General features: G+C 47.6%; 18 protein-coding genes and 1 tRNA gene. 11 read left to right on the top strand and 8 right to left on the bottom strand.

The genetic code is table 11. The features are described 5' to 3' along the window. Nucleotides 1–38: 38 nt before the first annotated feature. Complete coding sequence (locus N836_RS76755) at nt 39–668, bottom strand: pentapeptide repeat-containing protein (protein WP_023075661.1); 630 nt, start codon at nt 666–668, stop codon at nt 39–41. A gap of 366 nt (nt 669–1,034) precedes the next feature. Here N836_RS76755 and N836_RS65570 point away from each other — a divergent pair, with 366 nt between their 5' ends. After that, on the top strand, nt 1,035–2,264 hold the full coding sequence (locus N836_RS65570; RefSeq protein WP_023075660.1) for a DUF3747 domain-containing protein: 1,230 nt from the start codon (nt 1,035–1,037) through the stop codon (nt 2,262–2,264). Nucleotides 2,265–2,490: 226 nt separating this feature from the next. Then, nucleotides 2,491–3,825: a TrkH family potassium uptake protein gene (locus tag N836_RS65565; RefSeq protein ID WP_023075659.1), complete on the top strand. Its 1,335-nt coding sequence runs from the start codon at nt 2,491–2,493 to the stop codon at nt 3,823–3,825. A gap of 240 nt (nt 3,826–4,065) precedes the next feature. Here N836_RS65565 and N836_RS65560 read toward each other — a convergent pair whose 3' ends face one another. From N836_RS65560 to N836_RS65550, 3 genes are all read right to left on the bottom strand, one after another. Beyond that, nucleotides 4,066–5,547, bottom strand: a complete 1,482-nt coding sequence (locus N836_RS65560; RefSeq protein WP_023075658.1) for a M16 family metallopeptidase — start codon at nt 5,545–5,547, stop codon at nt 4,066–4,068. A gap of 82 nt (nt 5,548–5,629) precedes the next feature. Beyond that, entirely contained in the window at nt 5,630–7,219 is a 1,590-nt protein-coding gene (locus N836_RS65555; protein WP_023075657.1) for a M16 family metallopeptidase, read from the bottom strand. 165 nt (nt 7,220–7,384) lie between these two features. Continuing rightward, nucleotides 7,385–7,663: a hypothetical protein gene (locus N836_RS65550; protein ID WP_023075656.1), complete on the bottom strand. Its 279-nt coding sequence runs from the start codon at nt 7,661–7,663 to the stop codon at nt 7,385–7,387. Between the two features lie 293 nt (nt 7,664–7,956). Between N836_RS65550 and N836_RS65545 the strand changes: the two genes are divergently transcribed. Further along, complete coding sequence (locus N836_RS65545; protein ID WP_023075655.1) at nt 7,957–8,739, top strand: MlaE family lipid ABC transporter permease subunit; 783 nt, start codon at nt 7,957–7,959, stop codon at nt 8,737–8,739. 195 nt (nt 8,740–8,934) lie between these two features. Here N836_RS65545 and N836_RS65540 read toward each other — a convergent pair whose 3' ends face one another. Further along, nucleotides 8,935–9,381, bottom strand: coding sequence for a pre-16S rRNA-processing nuclease YqgF (locus N836_RS65540; RefSeq protein WP_023075654.1), 447 nt, complete (start codon nt 9,379–9,381; stop codon nt 8,935–8,937). A gap of 427 nt (nt 9,382–9,808) precedes the next feature. Here N836_RS65540 and smc point away from each other — a divergent pair, with 427 nt between their 5' ends. From smc to ftsE, 4 genes are all read left to right on the top strand, one after another. Then, on the top strand, nt 9,809–13,543 hold the full coding sequence (gene smc / locus N836_RS65535; protein ID WP_023075653.1) for a chromosome segregation protein SMC: 3,735 nt from the start codon (nt 9,809–9,811) through the stop codon (nt 13,541–13,543). Between the two features lie 166 nt (nt 13,544–13,709). Further along, the gene (locus N836_RS65530; RefSeq protein WP_023075652.1) at nt 13,710–14,522 is read left to right on the top strand and encodes a PRC-barrel domain-containing protein; all 813 of its coding nucleotides are present in this window, start codon (nt 13,710–13,712) and stop codon (nt 14,520–14,522) included. A 148-nt stretch (nt 14,523–14,670) separates the two neighbouring features. Beyond that, entirely contained in the window at nt 14,671–15,381 is a 711-nt protein-coding gene (locus N836_RS65525) for a WecB/TagA/CpsF family glycosyltransferase (protein WP_023075651.1), read from the top strand. Nucleotides 15,382–15,551: 170 nt separating this feature from the next. Beyond that, nucleotides 15,552–16,376, top strand: a complete 825-nt coding sequence (gene ftsE, locus N836_RS65520) for a cell division ATP-binding protein FtsE (RefSeq protein ID WP_023075650.1) — start codon at nt 15,552–15,554, stop codon at nt 16,374–16,376. On the opposite strand, the gene N836_RS65515 is transcribed toward ftsE, so the two are convergent. Continuing rightward, complete coding sequence (locus tag N836_RS65515; protein WP_023075649.1) at nt 16,373–16,768, bottom strand: hypothetical protein; 396 nt, start codon at nt 16,766–16,768, stop codon at nt 16,373–16,375. The two genes, ftsE and N836_RS65515, sit on opposite strands and share 4 nt — an antisense overlap. A 19-nt stretch (nt 16,769–16,787) precedes the next feature. Then, nucleotides 16,788–17,354, bottom strand: a complete 567-nt coding sequence (locus tag N836_RS65510) for a CPBP family intramembrane glutamic endopeptidase (protein ID WP_023075648.1) — start codon at nt 17,352–17,354, stop codon at nt 16,788–16,790. Nucleotides 17,355–17,997: 643 nt separating this feature from the next. Here N836_RS65510 and N836_RS65505 point away from each other — a divergent pair. Together N836_RS65505 and N836_RS65500 are read left to right on the top strand one after the other, a co-directional pair. Further along, on the top strand, nt 17,998–18,279 hold the full coding sequence (locus tag N836_RS65505; RefSeq protein ID WP_023075647.1) for an Npun_R1517 family heterocyst differentiation transcriptional regulator: 282 nt from the start codon (nt 17,998–18,000) through the stop codon (nt 18,277–18,279). A 131-nt stretch (nt 18,280–18,410) separates the two neighbouring features. Continuing rightward, nucleotides 18,411–18,483: transfer RNA gene (locus N836_RS65500), tRNA-Glu, on the top strand. A 326-nt stretch (nt 18,484–18,809) separates the two neighbouring features. Here the strand turns inward: N836_RS65500 and N836_RS65495 are convergent. Continuing rightward, complete coding sequence (locus N836_RS65495) at nt 18,810–19,385, bottom strand: SRPBCC family protein (RefSeq protein ID WP_023075646.1); 576 nt, start codon at nt 19,383–19,385, stop codon at nt 18,810–18,812. A gap of 505 nt (nt 19,386–19,890) precedes the next feature. Here N836_RS65495 and gshA point away from each other — a divergent pair. Together gshA and N836_RS65485 are read left to right on the top strand one after the other, a co-directional pair. Continuing rightward, nucleotides 19,891–21,039 carry a glutamate--cysteine ligase gene (gshA, locus tag N836_RS65490; RefSeq protein ID WP_023075645.1) on the top strand — a complete coding sequence of 383 codons (1,149 nt, stop codon included), beginning with the start codon at nt 19,891–19,893 and terminating at the stop codon, nt 21,037–21,039. Nucleotides 21,040–21,284: 245 nt separating this feature from the next. Next, nucleotides 21,285–21,764 (top strand): tRNA (cytidine(34)-2'-O)-methyltransferase, encoded by a 480-nt coding sequence (locus N836_RS65485; protein ID WP_023075644.1) that lies wholly within the window; start codon nt 21,285–21,287, stop codon nt 21,762–21,764. The last annotated feature ends 117 nt before the right edge of the window (nt 21,765–21,881 follow it).

The following is a 21,881-nucleotide window of genomic DNA, read 5'->3' as shown; positions in this document are numbered from 1 at the left end:
TTCACTCAAAATTAAACACTCAAAACTCACAATTTTTCCTACTCTTCTAAGTCAGTGACCGGAGTATTACAGGCCCTTCTATAATCATTGCCGCCCCAATAGGTTGAACCGCAGAGGTTGGCCCCTGTTAACTCAATATCGTGTACAAAGGTCAAATCGAAATTGGAATCCTGGAGTTGGGAGCCGACAAATTGAGTCTTATGAATATAGGCTTCATAGAAATTAGCCTCCATCATCTCTGCGCCGGAGAAATTCGCATAGTTCAGTAATGCACCTTCTAAGTTCGCCCCCACAAATTGGGCTGGAAATTCAATAATTTCTCCGGTGCTATCACTGATCAATGTCAGCGCTCTCACATAGGATAAATTGGCCGAAGTGAGATCCGCGCCCGAAAAATTCGCCCCATCCAAAATCGCATAGAAAAAATTGGCACCAGAGAGGTTGGCACCAGAGAGGTTGGCACCAGAGAGGTCCAAACGACGTAAATCGGCTCCCTCTAAGTCACAACCTGAACATTCCCCTGTTTCAATCAAGCGTTTTAGATCACCATCATCTAATGCTTGAGCTGCTGGGCTGTGGGCTAACACCAGAGCCAATAGTGTGACGCCCGCCAAAGCGACCGGATTGCGATCGCAATGCCATAGTCGCTGGGTTATTCCTTGAACCATGGGTTCTATCCTCTAGGAGCTTCTTCACAACATGTCTATCGTGTCAAATCCACGATGACCCCGGCAAGTCTATATGGTCTAGTTTCCGTAATGGTACCTGATCGATAAGAAGCATAAAAGCGGCCATAGGAGCCCAGGCATAAATTTGTGTTGCCTCCTTTAATGCCATAAATAACCCTAAAAAAGTCAAAATAAAGGCTTTGGGTTGAACGTTAGTCCGTAGGGTAGAAACAATAGGCTAATACCTATTGTTTTCAAGCTAACGCTTCCATCAAGAAAAATTACTGTAACGTCACAATCCCTATGCCCATCGGGCAATATGACAAATCAGGCCCTGCTTCATAGTTCCAATAAACGAACAACACCATGAAATCACTACGCTTAGCTATCGCTGCCGCGACTGTAGCCACCCTGACAATTTTTGGAGCGACTACCCGCGTAGATGCCCAATCCTTCGACAGTATTGAAGTTGATCAGGAAGACTTTGTGCTTGTGGCCGCTCCGGGCGGTGGTCTGCTTGGTCGACCTCAATTGATGATCATCGAACAACGAACTGATGAGCGTCTATGCTGGAGTGAGTCAGGCTCACAGCCAACCGAAATTGATCCGCTATTGCTGAACTTCGACTTTAGCGGTATCTGCGGACGTAGCACTGATAGCAACGGTTACTCAATTCGCGCTGGTGACGGCGATGTGGGTAGCAGATTCAACCTTGAAATTAGAGAGGAAAATGGTGAATTTACTCTCATTGGTCGCCCCAGTAGCTTCCCGACCAACCCCTATCGCAACTCTTCGCCAATAAATCTCGGTCGTACGTTTGGTCAGGCCAGTAACGGGTTTACCAAAGTCTTTTTAAATCCCGGCTGGCGTTTAACGCGTCGCTCATTAGATGGGCGAGTCCTCGGTCATCTCTATTTAACGAACGATGCTCCCCTGGCCACCCTGGTGGAAGGTGGTGAACCTGTTGTAACCGAGCCCCCTACCACACCCGATGAGCCCACCCCTGTCACCTTCCGCGATGTGACCAATGATGTTTATGCAACCGAAATTGGTCGTGCTGTCGAAATTGGTTTTATTGCTGGCTTTCAGGATGGAACGTTCCGTCCTCGGACAGCCGTGACCCGTGAGCAGCTGGTGTCAATGGTGATTGAAGCGCTCGATGCTCAGGATAATATTTCGATCGCGCTGCCCAGCCAGGTTACCAGCTCACCTTTTACTGATGTCGCTAGAGATCGCTGGAGTGCCGCGAAGATTCAGTTTGCTAGCCAGAGCGGTATTGTCAGTGGTTATCCTGAAGGCGATTTCCGCCCAGCCCAGGAAGTGACCCGTGCTGAGATGATGGCTGTATTACGTCGGGCTGCTGAATATCGTAAGCGCGTCCTTGGCGAAGGGACTGCTTTAACACCGACTCAAGCCGTCTTTAATTTCTCAGATACGCAAGGTCATTGGGCAGGTGATGTAATTTCTAGTCTCTCAGCCTACTGTGGTATCGCCAGTCCTGTAAATGAGAGTGGTACAGCGTTTGCTCCTAACACCGATGCTCTCCGTAACTATGCGGCCACGGCTGTTGTGCGCTTGGTCGATTGCTCTAATTAACTTGTAGAACAATCAAAGGGGGCTGACTAGATAGCATTTAGTACAACTCCATCTCGCATAGCCTGGGTAGGATCGCGTCTACCTGGGCTTTGTGTTGAGTACAGCTGAATGCTTTTATTCAGCCTATGGGCGGAGTCATCGGGGACGGCCGCACATCTTAAGATAGGGAGACAGCGTGTCTATTGCTGTAGCTCTCCCGTATGACGACTCTGCGAGAAAATTATCAATGACCGTTTCAAGGACTGTATGCATTGGCTTTTTAACGGTCATTACTGTTGGCACAATACTGTTGATGCTGCCCATCTCCACGGCATCCGGTGCCTGGAATAACCTGATTGTGGCGTTATTTACCGCCACTTCAGCAGTGTGTGTAACTGGCTTAATTGTCGTCGATACGGGGTCGTATTTTTCGCCCCTGGGTCAGGGGATTATTTTGCTACTTATACAGCTGGGCGGTTTGGGCTATATGACCGCGACTACAGTACTCCTGCTGCTTTTAGGCAAACGATTGGGGTTAAAAGATCGGCTAGCCATTCAGCAGTCATTAGATACAACTGAACTGTCATCTGCGGCATCCCTGATTAAATCCATCATTGCCATGACAATGATTTTTGAGCTGAGTGGGGTGTTTTTGCTAATGCTGCGTTTTACCAGTGACTATGGTGCGGGGCGTAGTCTCTGGCTGTCAGTTTTTCATAGCATTAGTGCGTTTAATAATGCGGGCTTTAGTCTATTTGCCGATAGTTTAGTGCAGTATGCGCGGTCTCCCTGGATTAATGGGGTGATTGCTGCTCTGGTAATTCTGGGTGGTATTGGCTACCAGGTGATTATGGAAATTTTTATCTGGGCTCGCGATCGCATCCGTCGCAAACGTCAGTGTCAGGTTTTTTCTCTTCACTTCAAGGTGGTGACTAGCACTTCCTTTGTTCTGCTGGTGTTGGGAACGCTGGCCTTTTTTGCTGTAGAGTTCTTTAACCCCGCAACCTTAGGCCCTGAACCTGTAAATGTGAAACTGATCGAGGCCGGGTTTCAATCGGTGATTATGCGCACCGCTGGGTTTAACTCCATTGATATTGGGGCAATGGAGACTAGTTCGTTATTTATTGCGATCGCGCTGATGTTTATCGGTGCTAGCCCCGGCAGTACTGGTGGTGGTATCAAAACCACGACAGTCAGAATTTTGCTCAACTGCACCCGCACCGTTCTCAAAGGCGAAGATGAGGTGCTGGCCTATCAAAGAGAAATCCCAGACAAGCGAGTACTTAAAGCCGTTGGGGTGGTGGTTGCCTCGGGTATGACTGTCGTCATGGTCACCATTTTGCTTTCGCTCACAGACCCAGGCATTGAATTTATTGACCTGCTGTTTGAAACCGTTTCTGCCTTTGCCACAGTGGGACTATCTACAGGTATCACCTCAGAGCTATCCACCCTGGGTCAGCTAGTCATTATTGGCACCATGTATATTGGCCGAGTCGGCATCTTACTACTGATGTCCGCCCTCCTCGGTGACCCAAGACCCAGCACTATTCACTATCCCGAAGAAGATTTGTTGGTTGGCTAGCAACCTCGTCAGAGTCACGCATCTAGCTATATCGAGACCAGAAAGCCTTACCGACATTGCCAGGTCTTGAGTTAAGACTGCCCGCTCAAGAGGTTTTTAGTTAGCTGTCTTTGCCAGATTATCCTGTCCCACAGTACCTCTATAGAACAATTATTCTCCGTTACCAGCAACAAACTCAATCTTACGGCTTAGGCCTTAGTAGCTAATTTAATGAAATCGCTACAGGCCATTTCCGTCTCTTTAAACTGATTGTTCTGGAATGGTGATGTCTATCGGGGTAATTTTAACTTCTTCGGCTAAGGTCCCAAGTGATGGATTAATTGCATTGATATTGCCAACCACAATGGTGACTAAATCGCTGGGCTTCAAGTTACGCTGAGCTGCTTCTAGCACTTGCTCTACAGTGGCAGACTCAACTGCCTGCTGAAACTGGAAGACAAAATCTGATGGGTAGCCATGGTACTCATAGCGAATCAGGCGGGAAAGCGTTTGCTCTGGTGTGGCAAAGTTAAACACAAAGCTGTTAAGCACAGCATCTTTAGCAAATTGAAGCTCCTTCGCCGAGATGGGCTCCTCGCGCACCCGCTGGATTTCTTTGTACATGGTTTGAATAAACGGCACGGTTGCCTCAGACCGCGTTTGACCACCGCCAATAAACAATCCAGGATGGTCATAGCGAGGACTCCAGAACGCATAGACCACATAGGCTAATCCCTGGCGGGAACGAATATCGTTAAATAACCGACCGCCAAAGCCATTGAGGACTTCGTTGAGAATCACCATGGGGGCATGGTCAGGATTATCCAAACGACCGCCTAAATGCCCGATATGAATATAGCTCTGGGTTAGCTGGGGTTGATCGACAACATATAGGCCATTATTTTGCTGTGCTACCTTGGGTAACTCTACGTTGGCTTTTGCTCTCACCGAAGGTGACCAGTCAGCAAAAAATTCTTCAATCAGTGCTTTCATTTGGACGGCATCAAAATCGCCGCTAATGCCTAAAATTGTGCCTCTGGGTTGAATCGCTGTTTGGTAAAAGTCAACGATGTCGTCGCGTGAAATGTTATCGATATCGCTGTACTCCACCATGCGAGCAAACGGGCTCTCATCTCCGTAAATCAGTTTGCGAAACTCGCGGGTGGTGACATCATCAGGATCATCGTTGCGACGGGCAATGCTGCCACGATACTGGGTTTTAATCAGCTCAACTTTTTCTGGTGCAAAGGCTGGCTGCTGAATCACCTCCGCAAAAATCGAAAATACGTCAGCTAAGTCTTCGCTCAGGGCATTAAAGCTTGCACTGCCGCTGGTGGCACCAAGACTCGTTTCAACTGATGCGGCCCGCTGCTCTAAAAACTGATTGAGCTGATCGGGGCTATAGTTTGCAGTACCTCCAACCCGCATCGCTTGCCCCATGATGCCGGCTAAACCGGCTTTATCGTCGGGCTCCATAAATTCCCCAGTCTTAAATGTTGCAGAACCGCCCACCAGAGGCAAATCGTGGTTTTCCATGAGATATACCACCATGCCATTGGGCAACTCATAGCGCTCAAAGTCAGGAATTTGAATCTCGCTGAGGGGGCCAAATTCTAAGTCAGTGTAGTGACGTGCTGTCACAGCATTGGCAGGTTTACTCCAACCCAAGGTCAGCACCAAGCCCAGAGCAGCCATGGCCAGAATGATACTTTTGGTCAGACGACGTTTGGAAAACCAGAACATAGGGGTTAAGGGAAATAGGAAATGAGAAGAGTGGGCAAGACCTATGGAACAATGCGCGTTATGGTCTACCAATGGATTAGGGCTATGACTCAGCCGAGAGCAGTCTACCAACGGTGCGGTTGCTGGGTACGAAGGTTGCTTGAGCTACACGCTGAACGTCTTCGGCACTTACTGCTTCAATGGCTTTGAGTTCTTCAAATACGTTGCGCCAGTTGTTTGTTTTGGCTTCGTATTCCGTGAGCAAACTGGCTATTCCTGAGTTGGAATCCAGGCTACGCAGCATTGAGGCTCTGGCTTGGGTTTTGACTCGCTCTAATTCCTCAGGTGTCACGGGTTCTTGCTTGAGCTGGGTCAGCAAGACATCCATGCGCTCAGCCATCTCATCAACCGTGTGATCAGGTGCGGTCAGTCCGTAGAGCAACAGAATATTGTCGTAGCGGTCTCCTGGGAAACCATTGGCACTGCCAATGTTGAGGGCAACCTGGGATTGCTCCACCATATCTTGGTACATACGGGATGTACGCCCCCCCACTAAGATGCTTTCAATCATGGAGTAGACCACATGGTCGGGATGATTGATACCGGGCCGATGGAAGCCTTCTAGATACCAGGGCTGACTGGGTAGTCTGATTTCAAAGGATTTAGGAGCTGTCTGCTGGGGTTCTTTGATGGTAACTTCTGGCGGCAAGCTACGGGACTGGATGCGGCCAAAATAGGCAGTGGCTAATGCTTTGACATTATCAGGATCAACATCCCCCACTACGGCGGCAATCAAATTGCTCGGTCCATAGTAAGCATCAAAAAATTCGGTAATATCTTCGCGGGTGGCCAGGCGTAGATCTTCCTGGTAGCCAATGACTGGTCGACGGTAGGGATGCTTGTCAAAGGCAACCTCTAAGAATTTTTCGACGATTTGGCCAATGGGGGAGTTGTCTACCCGCATGCGGCGTTCTTCAAGGATGACTTCTTTTTCTTTATAGAATTCGCGGAATACTGGATCGATAAAGCGTTCAGACTCCAGAGACATCCAGAGTTCAAACTTATTGGAGGGTAAGCTGTAGAAGTAGCGGGTGGCGTCGGCAGAGGTGGTGGCATTAAGACCACGACCGCCAGACTGCTCAATAATTTGACCAAACTTGTTTTGTTCGACGAACTCTGCAGCTTGTGCTTGCAAAGTATCGAACTGCGATCGCAACGCCGTCACCTGTTCTTCATTCCCTGTTTTCTCAGCCGCCATCAGCTGGTCAAACACCACGTCCATTTCTTGTAGCAGAGGTGCTTCTGCTACATAGTCTTTGGTGCCAATTTTGGTCGTCCCTTTAAATGCCAGATGCTCTAGATAGTGAGCAACACCAGTATGACCATCGGCCTCATTCACTGCTCCTACATTGGCATACAACATCATCGACACGACCGGAGCCTGATGACGTTCCAGCACGATGAACTTCATGCCATTGTCGAGGGTGAACTCACTAACATCATTAGCCACTCGATCAATGTAGGGCTGAATCGAGTTGGCTGGACCTGTATCAACAGCCAGCTGCTCTTGAGCAGTTACAGGCTCAGAAACTTCAGCCCAGGCGGGGTCAACCCACACTAACCACATAGAAATTGTCAGGACAGCGGCCCATAGCAATACTACTTTTTGCCTAGCTAACGGAGTGACGCCCATAGCACCTCAGCGCAAAATACCGTTACCAGCATAGATACTTTTCTTTATATTGTGACAACAAGATAGTTGATAGTCCGCAGAATCGCTGATATTTGCCCTGATGTCGCGAGAGTAAATACCTAATGGGTGAATAATGCATGAACCTAGTGCAGACGTACTTATGCGCTATTTCAAGTAGAGATACTTGTAGAAAGTAAACATCTCAAATAATCCGCCTACCATACTCATGGTTAGGCAAATGATCACAAATCCGGCCACTACATCACCAGCACCGAACGTGATTAAAAAATCTATCAGATGATCTTTGCCAACATCACTGATCGTAGCCAGTGGCGACCAAGTTCCTAGGGTCAATGCTCCCCATGCCATGCCTAGTCCGATAGCAGGTAGTGCAAAGCAGATAATTAATGTCAGAACTAAAGAACTCAACAAATGCAAGCCCATCTCTACCTCCCGCTGTCATGCGCCTGAATGGGCGTAAGAAACCACCCCAAAGATAATCAGCTGTCTACCAAAATAACGGTTAGCTTGAGGAATCTTAAATTTTCATAAAATTACAGAGCATTTGTAGTCTTGCCTTAATCCATTAGCCGTTGCTGGTTTATGAGGAGGAGCTAATCGGTTAGAAATGTGATGCAGTGACATCCTACTCTTGAAGGGAAACTATGCCGAGGATCAGCAACTCCACCCATTAAAATAAGTAGCCATTGCCGCCCCGCCTCTAGGAGCTATTCTCTGTGTCCGCTGCCTTTCCTACATCGAGCCTAATTAAATGGGGCCAGCGTTTGATGGCTGCCATTCTACTCGGTGGTCAAGTTATTGTGCATTTAGTCACTCGACCGTTACATCGGCGTAACACTATTGAGCAAATGGCTGCTGTTGGTCCAGAGTCCTTATTGATTACTTTGGTAACAGCCAGCTTTGTTGGCATGGTGTTTACCATTCAAGTTACTCGCGAATTTATTAACTTTGGAGCCAGTACAGCTGTGGGTGGGGTCCTAGCGTTAACCCTGGCCAGGGAGTTAGCCCCTGTATTAACTGCTGTGATTATTGCGGGTCGGGTTGGGTCTGCCTTTGCTGCTGAAATTGGCACTATGCAGGTAACTGAGCAAATTGATGCGTTGCAGCTACTCAAAACCGATCCAGTAGATTATTTGGTGCTGCCTCGGGTTGTTGCTTGTGCGCTGATGCTGCCGCTGCTGACCCTCTTGTCATTTGTTACGGGAATGACGGGTGGTCTACTGATTTCAAGCACGATGTTTGATATTTCTCAAACCGTTTTTCTGGATTCAGCCCGTTTGTTTTTAGAAGTGCGGGACTTGGTAACAGCCATGATCAAGTCCTTAGTATTTGGCAGTTTGATCGCAATCATTGGTTCTAGTTGGGGGTTGACCACAACTGGGGGAGCTAAAGGTGTAGGGCAGTCAACTACCACGGCAGTAGTAACTGCCTTACTAGCCATCTTTATCAGTAACTTTTTTCTATCGTGGCTGATGTTTCAAAGTGGCTTTGGTGCATAATTCAACCCTTAACTTACAAGGGTCTTAGGTATTGGGAAGGTTGGAAATGGAACATTTTACTAGATTTTGATCGCTGAAACCCTTGATACAAATGGATTTATTTATGCACCAAAGCCTTTCAAAGTTCGATTTTGAATGCTGCAGCATGATTTGAGCACCTAAAACACTCTTGACGCCAGGAACAGCCTTGGTTGGCTATATTTCCACTTCAGTCAGCTTGTTGAGATAGCGTTCGATTAGCAAAATTGCCACGATGTCATCAATCGGTCGTGGAATGCTGCGCATACTCTGGGGCAGAATGCGGTTGAGGCCTTTTGGCGGAAACATTTCCCAGTAGCGATCGCGAGCCTCTAAACTGCTGTAGCGTTCATCTACCAAAATAATATTAGGTCCCTCTTTCAGCTGTTCCAAGAGTGCCTGTTTCCAAATTTTTGCTCCAGTCTGATCACCCATCACAATTAATGAAATCGGGTAGGTCTGACGTAATGATTTAATTTGTTCGATCACATCATCTGCTGAGACCACTTCGTGGTAACACAGTGAGCGATCTAAACCCACAATCGCTAAGCCACACTTATAGCGGCCAGGGTCAAACCCCAATATGACGGGTTGCGACAGCTTAGAAAAAACAGTGGAGGTCACAAGGTTAGGAAAAAGGCACTATGAACAAACTGGAATTCAAAGGGCTTATACCCAGAGCTGCATTTTGAACAGATCACCGTCAGCGCTCAACTGGAATATAGCCTAGACAAAAAGGGCCTTTGTCTTCCTTATAACCATCTTAAGGCTATCCACAGGTAGCCTGCAGCAAACACATCAATTCTGGAAATTCAATAAGGTTCGCTGGCTATTGCAACAAAATCTGGCAGACTGTAGTCTGGCGAGATGACTGATTCGCCTCCGATGACCAGTTGGATTGTTCGATCTTTTTGATTTAACCCACCAAGTCTTGCCGTTTGGAGTGCAGTTGTTTCAGTAGCTGTTGATCACCATTGCACTGGCTCTACATGGAACGCAAATGCTATGGTTTAAGTACACTTGTACGCACTAATGCGAGTGCGTTTGCTTTGTGTACGTAAAGCGAGTTGAACTTTCCCACTTTAAATCTTTTGGAGGCACGACACAGGTTCCTCTGCTACCAGGGTTTACGGTGATTTCTGGTCCCAATGGTTCGGGAAAGTCGAACATCCTAGACGCACTGCTATTTTGTTTAGGGCTAGCCAGTTCTAAGGGCATGCGGGCAGAGCGCTTGCCAGATTTGGTTAATCAAAATCATGTCAGTCGACGTTCCACGGCAGAAGCCAGCGTTACCGTCACTTTTGACATTAGTGATGTGCCGTCAGAACTGCTCAGGGATGACAGTAATGACGACCCCTCCGCCCAGCGTTTGCTTGCAGATGAGACAGAAGCGATCGCAACAGATTCTTCTCCCACAGACGAAGCAGCGTCCACCACAGCATTATCCACACAAACAGCAGCAGTAGAGACCGATACGGCTAATGCTGATACCTCGGTCCCTCCCACCCCCGACAATGTGGTTCCTCTGCCGCGAGAGTGGAATGTGACTCGTCGTCTGCGAGTTACGGCTCAAGGCACCTATACCTCCAATTATTTTATTGATGGCCAGCCTTGTACCTTAACTGAACTGCATGAGCAGCTACAGCGATTTCGCATTTATCCAGAAGGCTATAACGTAGTGCTGCAGGGGGACGTCACCAGCATCATCTCGATGAAAGGACGGGAGCGTCGGGAAATTATTGATGAGCTAGCCGGAGTGGCCTCATTTGACCGCAAGATTGACCAAGCTAAGCTTAAGCTAGATATGGTGCGGGAGCGAGAAGAACGCTTTCGCATTGTGGAGCGTGAGTTAATTGATCAGCTAGAACGGCTCGATCAGGATCGCAAAAAAGCAGAGAAATATAAGCAACTCAAGGCTACACTTCAGGAAAAGACCCAGTGGCAAGCGGTGCTGGAATGGCGACAGCACCAACAGCAAGCTCAGAAGCTAGGGAATCAGCTGAGCCAGGGCAAGGAGCAGGCTGTGCAGCTAGCTCAGCAGCGAGCAGCTCTAGTTAAGCTGATTGAAACTACGACTGCCGAACTGGATGGATTGAACACAAAGGTCAAGGCCCTGGGTGAAGATGAATATCTAGCTTTGCAGTCAAAGCTAGCCACTCAGGAGGCCGAACTGCGGCAGCTGGAACGACAGGAACAAGCACTCAAACAATCGATACGAGACTTGGCCACCAACCTGCAGGCGACTCAGGTTGAGTTACAGCAACGTAACCAGGAACTAGTGTCTCTAGATCAGCAGCTAAAGGTATTGAGCAGCAATGAGATCGCCCAGCTTCAGACAGAGCACGATCGCGCTGCCCAGGCAGTGGAGGCCAGTCGAGAGGCGACAAGTGCGATCGCAACCGCCTCCCAAGCCTGGGTCGAAACCCAAACCAACCTGAGGCGCGAAGTTGAATCCCTGCTCAACGAACTTGAACCCCAGCGGGCTGAACAAGTCCGATTGCAAGAGCGTCTGAATCAGCTCCAGATCCAAATTACGGCTCAAACCAGTGCGATTCAAACCCTGGAGACTGAACTGGCGGGCTCACCTCAAACAGCAGGTACTGAGCTGTCTGCTATGGAAGCCAACATCCAAACCCTAGCCCAGGCCATTTCAGCGGCTGAGCAGGACCTGAAGACTCAGCGAGAAACCCGTGACCGGTTGCTGCGCGAACAGCGAGAGAAGCAACGCGAGCTAGATAAATTAGAGGCTCAAGAGCAAGCACTACAGGAAACCCGTGGCACCCAGGCCACGGAAGTATTGATTCAAAGTGGCTTAACCGGGATCTGCGGTTTGGTGGCGCAGCTGGGGCGAGTGGACCCCAAATATCAAACCGCTTTAGAAATTGCCGCTGGGGCTAGACTTGGCTATTTGGTGGTTGACAATGATGGTGTTGCCGCCAGGGGCATTGATATTCTGAAACGTAAGCGGGCTGGGCGAGCGACATTTTTACCCCTAAATGCAATTCGCGCACCGCGTCATCAGAAGTTAGGTCGCTGGGAACGTCCCGATGGGTTTATAGACTATGCGGTTGACCTGATTGAGTGTGACGACATTTATCGCGACGTGTTCGCCTTTGTGTTTGGTAACACAGCCGTCTTTGAACGACTTGACGATGCGCGCTGTCACTTGGGTAAGTTTCGCATGGTTACCCTGGAGGGTGAGGTGCTAGAAAGCAGTGGTGCCATGACTGGCGGTAGTTTACGCCGTCAGGGGCGGTTACATTTTGGCACAGTCGAGGCGGGAGAATCGGCGGAAGCCCAAGCCCTACGTAAACGTCTGCAGGAAATTGAGCAAATTTTGAGTAGCTGCGATCGCGTGCTGACCCAAGCCGATACTACTGTCAAAGCCCAATCTAAAGCGCTGATCGAAGCTCGTCAAAGCTACCGAGAACAGCAGTTACGAAACACCCAGGTTCAGCAACAGCAGCTGCAGCTGCAGCAACGATTAACCAATGCTCAACAGCAACAACAGCAGTATCAGTCTGAGTACAGAGCGGCGCAGCAACGGTTACAGGAATTAGAAACAGCGTTGCCTGCCCAGGAAGCCCTAATGCAGCAAAAGCGGCAAGAACTGACGGCCCTGGAAGCATCCCAGCGTCATAGCGAATGGCAGCAGGCCCAGGAGCAAGTCCGAGCTCTGGAAACTGAACTTACACAAAGACAGCAAAGCCTGCAAGCTGCCCAGCAGCGCCAGAATGAATTGGCAGCCCAGTATCAGCGGCTCCAGGAAAAAATCCAAACCCATCAGCAAAGCCTCGATCAGGGGCGTCAACAGCAGCAAACTCAAATTAATCAACAAACAGAAACTAATAAGCAGCAGGTCGCTCTAAAGCAAGAAATTATTGCTACCCAGGCGGCTCTGGCTGAACTTGACAAGACCCTGGCTGGTGAGAAAGCAGAGCGCGATCGCAAAGAATATCAGCTCCGTGAGCAGCGAAATCAGCTCCAGCAGCTAGAGTGGCAGCAGCAAAAACTCAGTGAAACCCAGCAAGAGCGACAGCAGCAGCTCAATGAGTTACAAACCGTCATCGCCACCAAACAGGCTGAACTGCCTGAACCATTGCCAGAACTACCTGAAGACCTGACCTTAGAAGCTTTGCAAAAACAGCTTAAGTCGCTGCAGCGTCGCCTGGAGGCGATGGAGCCTGTCAATATGTTGGCTCTTGAGGAATATGAACGCACTCAGGAGCGCTTAGAAGAACTCACCCATAAGCTCACCACCCTAGAGGAAGAACGAACAGAGCTGTTACTGCGGATTGAAAACTTTACTACCCTACGCCGCCGCGCCTTCCAAGAAGCCTTTGAGGCCGTTAACAAAAACTTCCAGGCGATTTTTGCCGAACTGTCCGATGGCGACGGCTATTTACAGCTCGATGATCCGCAAGATCCCTTTAATGGCGGTTTAAACCTGGTCGCCCACCCCAAGGGCAAGCCGGTGCGTCGGCTGGCCTCAATGTCTGGGGGCGAAAAATCCCTCACCGCCCTAAGTTTTATCTTTGCTCTGCAACGCTACCGGCCCTCACCTTTCTATGCCTTTGACGAAGTAGACATGTTCTTAGACGGTGCTAACGTTGAACGTCTTTCAAAAATGATTCGTCACCAGGCCCAGCAGGCCCAATTCATCGTCGTCAGTCTGCGCCGCCCCATGATTGAGTCTGCTGAACGCACGATCGGTGTAACTCAAGCTCGCGGAGCCTACACTCAGGTGCTCGGTATTAATCTGCAGAGAGCCTCCGCTGGAGGCTAAAGCCAGGTTTGCAGTTTGAGTTTCCTCCCCAATCCGGTTTCGGTTTCACACACTGTCAAAAAAACGAAGTATAGGGTGTAATGTGAGGAGGCACGTTTCTTGAAATTAAGAAACGTGCATTCTGGTTAAGCAAATCCCTTAGACACCACACAGTAGACCCCCAGCAATGAGTTTTGAACAAAGTCGGCTACGTTCCGACATGATTGGCACCCAAGTAATTACCCGTTCTACAGGCCGTCGTTTAGGGGTGGTAAGTCAGCTGTGGGTCGATATAGATCGCGGTCGTGGTGAAGGTGGCGAAGTAGTCGCCATGGGTCTTAGGGATAATATTCTGTCTAAAGTGGTCTCGGGGCCTGAGCAAATTATGCTGCTCAGTAGTATTCGTCAGATCGGTGACGTTATTTTGGTGGATGACGATTCGGTCATTGAGGATGACATTAGCGTTGCTAACTACACCACCTTGATCAAGAGTGAAGTGATCACCGAGTCAGGGGAAGGGCTGGGGCGTGTTCGTGGATTTAAGTTTGATGTGGTCAGCGGCAAATTGGAGTCGATTGTGATTGCCTCCATGGGGTTGCCTCAGATTCCAGACCAGGTGATTAGCTCCTACGAGCTACCGGTTGAAGAGATTGTCAGCACAGGACCAGACCGGATTATCGTTTTTGAAGGCTCGGAAGAAAAGTTAAAGCAGATAAGTGTCGGTTTACTTGAACGCCTTGGTTTGGGCTCAGCCCCCTGGGAGCGTGAAGATGACGGCTACATTATGCCGACTTCTGCCAGTAACCAACTACCCTCAGGTATCAAGCAGGCAGCGCCTGAAGCACGTCGTGAAGCGGCCCCACCTCAACGCCTTGAACTGGAGCAACCAGTCCGTCCGCCAGTGGAACAGGCTAGACCTGAAGAAGAGCCGTACCAAGCTCAGCCATTAAATATTCCGCAAAAGAAAAAAGTTATTGAATACGAAGAAGAAGATTTCTAAGGTTATGGCAGGATGGATATTGCCATTTGGGGATAAATCGATCTACGGTATGCGCGATATCGTTCTCGATATTACCCAGTTATTTTCATTCATACGGTTACTATAATCTGTGCTTGTTCTTCCAGCTTCCCTCAATCAGTTGCATGTTATGGGCTTACCGGTACATCAGAGTGCCGACTACGTGGGCTGGCTTTTAGAAACTATGCGCTCAGGTCACAGTGGTCATATCGTCACCCTGAATGCTGAGATGTGTGTCCAGGCTGAAACGAATGCTGAGCTGCGGAGGATTATTCAAAATGCAACTTTGGTTCTGCCCGATGGAGCTGGCATAGAGCTTTATTTTCAGTGGGTCCAGCGACGAAAAGTCAAACGCTACCCTGGCATTGAATTTGCAGCAGATGTCTTACAGCAGCTCCAGCCCACAGAATCTGTTGTATTTTATGGTGGGGCTCCGGGCATGGCTGCTGAAGCGGCTCAGACCTGTCAGCAGCAGTTTCCAGGTTTGCAAGTTGCGATCGCACAGCATGGATACCTATCTGACACAGAACAAGTAAACTTCCACAAACAATTGCAAGCGCTGCAGCCCAGCATAATTTTTGTCGGTCTTGGGGTACCCCGGCAAGAATTATGGATTGCAGCCAATCGCTCCCTTTGCCCTCAATCGATCTGGATTGGTGTAGGCGGTAGTTTTGACATCTGGGCAGGAAAAAAGCAGCGTGCTCCTGCCTGGATGTGTAACAACAACTTGGAATGGCTCTACCGGCTCTATCAAGAACCCTGGCGTTGGCGGCGCATGTTAGCCTTGCCTAAGTTTGTGTTCCGTTCCGTTGGCTACGATTTGGGTTGGCGTCCATTCTAGTCAAGAAAATTTTTCAGACGTTCTATCTATAGACCGTGCATTAAACCTCAATAAAAATTGTCAAGGGGCTAGACATTCCTCCTATTACCTATATCCTTGTACAGAGGCAAAATTAATTCTCAAATTTTCTTGGCAATCTCTTCACAATCTGTTTTAGATAGCATTCCCCAATGACATCCACCGTGACTCCGCCCCAAACCCCTTACAGTCGCCGCCGTCCTCAGGATTCGCCAACCAGGCGTGCTGTAAAGTTTCAGACGGTGCCGGTTAATCCATCATCTCAGAAGGCCAATAAAAAATCCCAAGCTAGCCCCAACAGCGCTCAATCTCCTCTGGTGGCTTTAACTGGGGTTAATAAAACCTACGAAAATGGTAGCCAGGCATTACGCAACCTCAATTTGCAGGTTAGACGCGGTGACTTTTTATTTGTGACAGGGCCTTCCGGTGCTGGCAAATCTACCTTACTCAAGTTGCTCTATGGTCAAGAGCGGGCCACATCTGGAGATATCCTGGTGGATGGACAAAACCTGGCAAAACTGCGTGGCAATCGGCTAGCCATGTTACGCCGTCGTATTGGTATTGTTTTTCAAGACTATAAGCTGATTCCTCGTCGTACGGTTGCGGAAAATGTTTCCTTTGTCCTTTGGGCGCAGGGATATAACCGGCGAGAAATCAATCGTCGCCTACGACCCACGCTGCGAATGGTAGGTTTGCAACATAAGGCAAATTGCTTCCCCGACCAGCTATCAGGGGGAGAACAGCAGCGAGTCAGCATTGCTCGTGCGGTTGTCAGTACTCCTCCGCTACTGCTGGCTGATGAACCTACTGGCAATCTGGACGTAGATAATTCCCGTCAGGTTATCAAGATTCTCGAAAAACTCAACTCCATGGGCATCACTGTCATCGTTACGACCCATGATGAACAGCTAGTACGATCATCGAGTCATCCTGTCGTTCAGATTAAAGACGGACGTTTGACCTATGTCAGACATTAAACAGCTCTGAAGTGCGGGTGAGTTCTCACCACCTTGGTCTCAATCTCACAAACCCAATCCACCCAGGTGTTATCTATTTGAGGCTGCTCTTGGGGCAGGGCTCGTTTGAGCAGCAACGCAATGTACTGGGATTCGCAGCAGATGATGACGATATTGCCCACCTTGGTACGGATCATGGCGTGGTTTAAATCCGGTAACCCCATGGTCGAGACCATCAATTGCTGCAGCCCTAATGACTGGAAAACCAGCTTCACCCAGTCGATATCTTCGTGCTGTGACGTAATGAAGTAGTCACGCGGTAAACCAACCGCATCGAAGACAGCTAAGCCTAGTATCTGCTCAATATCAGGTAAACCAACCGATCTCAATGGCTGTGGATTTGAAGTAGACACCAAAATAGATTTCAGTTTCTCAATGTGCGGCTAGATCTGAAGTCTTGAGTTTCCAAACTAAACTAGACACTATATTAGTAAATACATGAGCCACCACTGGCACCAACAGATTTTGGCTAACCAGAGCGCTATAGCCTAATATCCCTCCCACACAAGTTGCCCACACCATATATGGCCACTGGCGTAAATCACTCATGTGTAGCAAGCCGAAACATAAGCTAGACAGCCCCAGTGCCAAGTAGTTAGCTCCCAAAGCCGGTAGCATAACTCCCCGAAACAGCAGCTCTTCACTAATGCCGGGCAGTAGTCCTAACCACAGTACATCTGGTAAGGCGAGGGGCTTCAAGATGTAGTCCAGATAGACTTCGGCACTGCGACGATATCGAGGCCAAATTCGATAGAAGAGACTGCTGACCAGGGTAATTCCTATTCCCAAAAGTAAACCTATACCGACTGGATAGATCCCAAGCTGACTGGGCAGCTGTTCAACAGTATCTAGGACGAGCCATAGACGAGCCAAAATAAACAGCACCAATGCGGTTGCTGCGATCGCAACTAGTACCTGAGTGCGGGTCAAAGGCTCCATGCTTAAATTAGGTGGGGCAGGCTGATTCAAAAAGCAAGACGGCAAGGTTATGCCGTAATAACAGACAATACTATTTTACGCTGTTCGAGAACCCTAACCTATTGACAAAATCATAAGACTTCTAATTTAGCATCTGTAAACACTCGCTACAAAATTGTAGCTTTTGAAGTACATGCTTTGTTTTGCAAGAAAATCAATCAAATATGTGATTAAAAATACTTCTAGAAAACTTTTTAGTGTGGCTTAAGTCAATGCATTATTCTGAATTATTTTAATTAACTAAAAAGCTTACTGGTCTAATAAGGGTTTCTAGGAAATCAACATTTCTGAAAACATTAGAGACGGCTCAAGGCTAATTATTTCGGTAATTTATGAAAATATAAAGGAAGTATATATCAGGTTCTATTGAGATTTAGTTGATTGTAAAAAGTAGTTTTGTTGGCTATTTTTTTGCTGCTTACTCCTAAAATGAATCAACCGAATCAGATGTTATTGCTTAGCAGAAAGTGGGCTCTATTTAACTAGTTGAATTCTTCAAGGCAACAGTAATGCGTCAACTATCAGGTAAATCTGATGTCAATCATCTCCTATCCCCTATCCGGCTTTACTTTTCGCGTTAAAGGTCCATCCCTGGAACTAAACTATGGAAAAACGTCCTGGCCAGTCCAGCCAAACCGACAATGTTAACATTTATGAATGTGAGGTCCATCTCAAGTTTCGCATTATCGAAAATGAACTTTCCCTTGATAGCACGGACAACAGTGCATTGATAGAAACCCTGGTAGATGCCTATAGCTATGGAGAGGATGAGTATTTAGAATCCCTGGAATCGCAAATCAATATCCAGGAAATTGCTGCATTAGAGGCATCACCTGAAATGCGGCGGCAGCTTATTCGACTACGAAACTCTCGTAAGTTAGCTTAATTTGCCTGATCGACATCCCCTTCACAGCCAATACGACCAGAATTTAGAAAAAACTACCGAGATAGGTTTGACATTGATTCCCTCAAATTTGTATATTTATATAGGCAAGGGCAATTAAGCCATGCCCATAGGCCCCCATCGTCTAGAGGCCTAGGACACCTCCCTTTCACGGAGGCGACGGGGATTCGAATTCCCCTGGGGGTATTAAAAAGGGGTCGCTGATAAACTTATCAGCGACCTCTTTTGTCTAATACGTGTATATAGCGAGCACAATGGTCTTGTTATGAGCATTGTGCAGCCTACCTGCTCGCGATATGACGTCCGTAGCAGATAGAAAGTTTGTTTAGAACAATTTAGAGCATTAAAACTCTACGGATGCAAGTACCTTCTGCATTCCTGCCTCCTCATTATTTCTTGTATGGTCTGCCGAGTGTTGGCTTCGGGGCAGAATAACCCAAAACCTGATCCCATTGCTGGGGCCCTAGAACCTACTCATCATAAATAAGATAAATACGGAAAAAGCTGTTTACTTAAGCAAATTGCTCTGTGGCACGATCGCAAATTGCCATCAAATTTTGAGTCAGGTTGTGACAAATGTGTCTCTCAATCAGCTGTACAGGCATTGCCAGCGGTGGTTGTACCATCAGCTCATAGGACAATATTGTAGCTGCCTCATCACCTAACAAAGCAGGGCTTAACGTCCATCTGCCCATGAACTTTTTGAAGTCACCTTCAACCATGGAAAACCCAATTTCTTGAGGGAAGACTTCTGTCATATCCAAAATGACCCGAGCGCAGAATTGAAAGTTCAGAAAACACTGCGCCCCAATTTGCTCTAAACGAATGCCACCATTGGGACAACTTAACAGACGACTGCTCGTCAAGTTAGGAATAAAATCTGCCAATCGCTCATAATCTGTCAGCACCACCCACACCTGCTCCAGTGATTGTGGGATAGCCACAGAGGCCACAATTCTACGCTGTCGAGGAGCAGATTTTTCAGTTTTGATACTTACTTGCTGACAAGCATCATCACTCAGACGCACGATAGAGTGATCGTCTGCAGCGGCATCATCAGAAGTAAAAGTTAAAATATCCCGATTCACACTAACTAAACCTATAAGACAGCAGATGTGTAACTAGGTATCTATTCCTAGTAGCTTAACCTATCTCCCTCCAATAATTGCATTGGTAAATGGGATTACCCAACCTGTTCTCTCTTAGAATGCCCAATTCATGACCGGGTTAGGGATGCAACTAGTCTAATCACGACTCTATGTTCATAACTACAACAGCAACGGCATCCATACCGAAAAACTTTTTGCCTATCTATATATATGTAGCGATACATATAGTGAGTCATCGCCCCATTACCTTCGCCATTTACACGTGGCTTATGGAATTATTTTCTATTTATATAGAGATAGAGAATTTTTCTTATATATTTCCCTCTATACATAGATGATACAGAAAGCAAATTAACTCAAGCTAGATTTTGCTGGTCTAGACTAAAACCCATCACGAAGCGACCGCTCCAGTCCACGCCTCAGCCTTTAAGATGGACAGGTGCCACGCTTGCAAAACGTAAAGCGCTTACATCGGAGTAACATCGTGCTGCTGTCAAAAGGGTTTGAAGTCGAAATGTATACTGGCCGCACCGATGGAGAAATCATCGGTCTGTCCGACAAAATTGTGAAATCCTTAAGCGGATTTGTTCGAGAACCCGACAGTCGCAACGTTGAGTACACTACTCCACCCTTACATCAATATGAACAGTTGCTCTGTGAATTGGTTACTCCCCGACGTCGACTCAGACGTTTTCTAGATAGCCTCGATTCAGGCTATACCCTTATTCCTGGTAGTACTTTATCCACCGGCAATAGTCAGGTCTTTTATCGATCCGATCCACAAAATCCTTATCATGCCTACATTGAGAACACTTATGGTACCGATGTAGTAACTGCTAGTATCCATATCAATATTGGTATTAGTGACCCAGAGGTGTTGATGCGTGCCTGTCGGCTAATTAGGGCTGAAGCTCCTTTAATTTTGGCCCTAAGTGCGTCATCTCCGTTTCTCGATCACCAAGTGACTGGCTATCATTCCACTCGCTGGCATGTGTTTCCCCAAACTCCTAAACAAGTTCCCCTATTTGAAAGTCACGCTCACTTTATTCAGTGGACGGAAGCCCAGCTCAAGCTGGGTACGATGCAAAATGTCAGGCACCTATGGAACTCAGTGCGCCCCAACGGAGATTGCCGTCCTTATAATCTAAATCGTCTTGAAATTCGGATTTCGGATTTAGTGACCGATCCGATTCATTTGTTGGCAATTACGGCCCTCCTCGAATCACGTATTCTTCAACTTCAGCAAGATCCAAGGCTGGACCCTCTGGTATCCAGTCAGTTGCCTATGAATAATCGTCATAATGATTTGCTAGCGATTATTCATGCCAACGAACAAGCAGTTGCTAAGGCGAGCCTCAATGCCCAGTTGCGACATTGGCATAACGGTAAAGTGATTAATGCGACGGACTGGATCACTCAGCTTTACAACCAGGTCCTACCCATGGCTAAAGCCCATGGCATTGCCTGTTTTCTAACGCCTATCAAACAAATCTTGAGGGAAGGCAACCAGGCACAAAACTGGTTAAAGCAAGTGGAGTCTGGCTCAGACGTATCCCAGGTAATTGCTCAAACCATTCAGATTATGGAGCGGCAGGAACAAGCACTACAAAGCGATTTATGCCAACCTGCTTAGCCTCACACCTTCAACGTTTCTCGATGAAAACCTATAGTTATATATTAAGAAGCGATTGATTGGTCAATGCTATGGATTGATAGTGTATTCAGCCGTTTCATCCATCAGGACATTTAAAAACGGGTCTGAGCCAATTACTTCGATCGATTGATTAGTAACTCCTATATAAAAGTGGTTCGAAATGGGCATCGGAACACAAAAAAGCCTAATTGAGACAGAAGAGTGCCCTATTTAGAATGATGTCAATGCCCAAAATTGTCCTTGTTTATCCCGAGATCCCGCCAAACACAGGCAATATTGCCCGTACATGTGCTGCCACAGCGACTGAACTCCATCTTGTGGAGCCGCTTGGGTTTGAACTTAGCGATCGCTATCTCAAGCGAGCGGGATTAGATTATTGGCCACACGTTAATTTGCAGGTCCACCCAAACCTCGGAAGCTTTTACCAATATCAACAAAGTCGGGGGGGGAGACTGATTGGCTTCACGACCAAAAGCACATATAGCTACGTAGAGATTAAGTATCAAGAGGATGACTGGCTATTATTTGGCAGCGAGAGCCAAGGTCTTCCTGAAACATTGCTAGAGTCATGTGAACACACGGCTAAAATTCCCATGCTGCACGATAGCGTGCGGAGTTTGAATCTGTCAGTGAGCGCGGCAATCGGACTTTTTGAAGCCCTGAGGCAGCTTGATCATCTATCTTTCCCTGCTGAAATAAAATAGCCTCAGCACAGCAATACCCTGTCTGGTATGGTAACCAATCAGACTATATATCTATGAACCTATAGATATATAGATCACTTTTCTCTAACCACTGTTTAACGCGAGACGATGGGTTGG

This window comes from Leptolyngbya sp. Heron Island J, assembly GCF_000482245.1.
Classification (GTDB): Bacteria; Cyanobacteriota; Cyanobacteriia; order Phormidesmidales; family Phormidesmidaceae; genus Leptothoe.
Note: the sequence above shows the minus strand (reverse complement) of the source record. Positions and strands in the feature narration are given on the sequence as shown.

Bases quoted from the DNA above. Each gene is read 5' to 3' on its own strand.
- N836_RS76755 (WP_023075661.1), bottom strand. From the start codon at position 668: ATGGTTCAAGGAATAACCCAGCGACTATGGCATTGCGATCGCAATCCG.
- N836_RS65570 (WP_023075660.1), top strand. From the start codon at position 1,035: ATGAAATCACTACGCTTAGCTATCGCTGCCGCGACTGTAGCCACCCTG.
- N836_RS65565 (WP_023075659.1), top strand. From the start codon at position 2,491: ATGACCGTTTCAAGGACTGTATGCATTGGCTTTTTAACGGTCATTACT.
- N836_RS65560 (WP_023075658.1), bottom strand. From the start codon at position 5,547: ATGTTCTGGTTTTCCAAACGTCGTCTGACCAAAAGTATCATTCTGGCC.
- N836_RS65555 (WP_023075657.1), bottom strand. From the start codon at position 7,219: ATGGGCGTCACTCCGTTAGCTAGGCAAAAAGTAGTATTGCTATGGGCC.
- N836_RS65550 (WP_023075656.1), bottom strand. From the start codon at position 7,663: ATGGGCTTGCATTTGTTGAGTTCTTTAGTTCTGACATTAATTATCTGC.
- N836_RS65530 (WP_023075652.1), top strand. From the start codon at position 13,710: ATGAGTTTTGAACAAAGTCGGCTACGTTCCGACATGATTGGCACCCAA.
- N836_RS65525 (WP_023075651.1), top strand. From the start codon at position 14,671: ATGGGCTTACCGGTACATCAGAGTGCCGACTACGTGGGCTGGCTTTTA.
- ftsE (WP_023075650.1), top strand. From the start codon at position 15,552: ATGACATCCACCGTGACTCCGCCCCAAACCCCTTACAGTCGCCGCCGT.
- N836_RS65510 (WP_023075648.1), bottom strand. From the start codon at position 17,354: ATGGAGCCTTTGACCCGCACTCAGGTACTAGTTGCGATCGCAGCAACC.
- N836_RS65505 (WP_023075647.1), top strand. From the start codon at position 17,998: ATGGAAAAACGTCCTGGCCAGTCCAGCCAAACCGACAATGTTAACATT.
- N836_RS65485 (WP_023075644.1), top strand. From the start codon at position 21,285: ATGCCCAAAATTGTCCTTGTTTATCCCGAGATCCCGCCAAACACAGGC.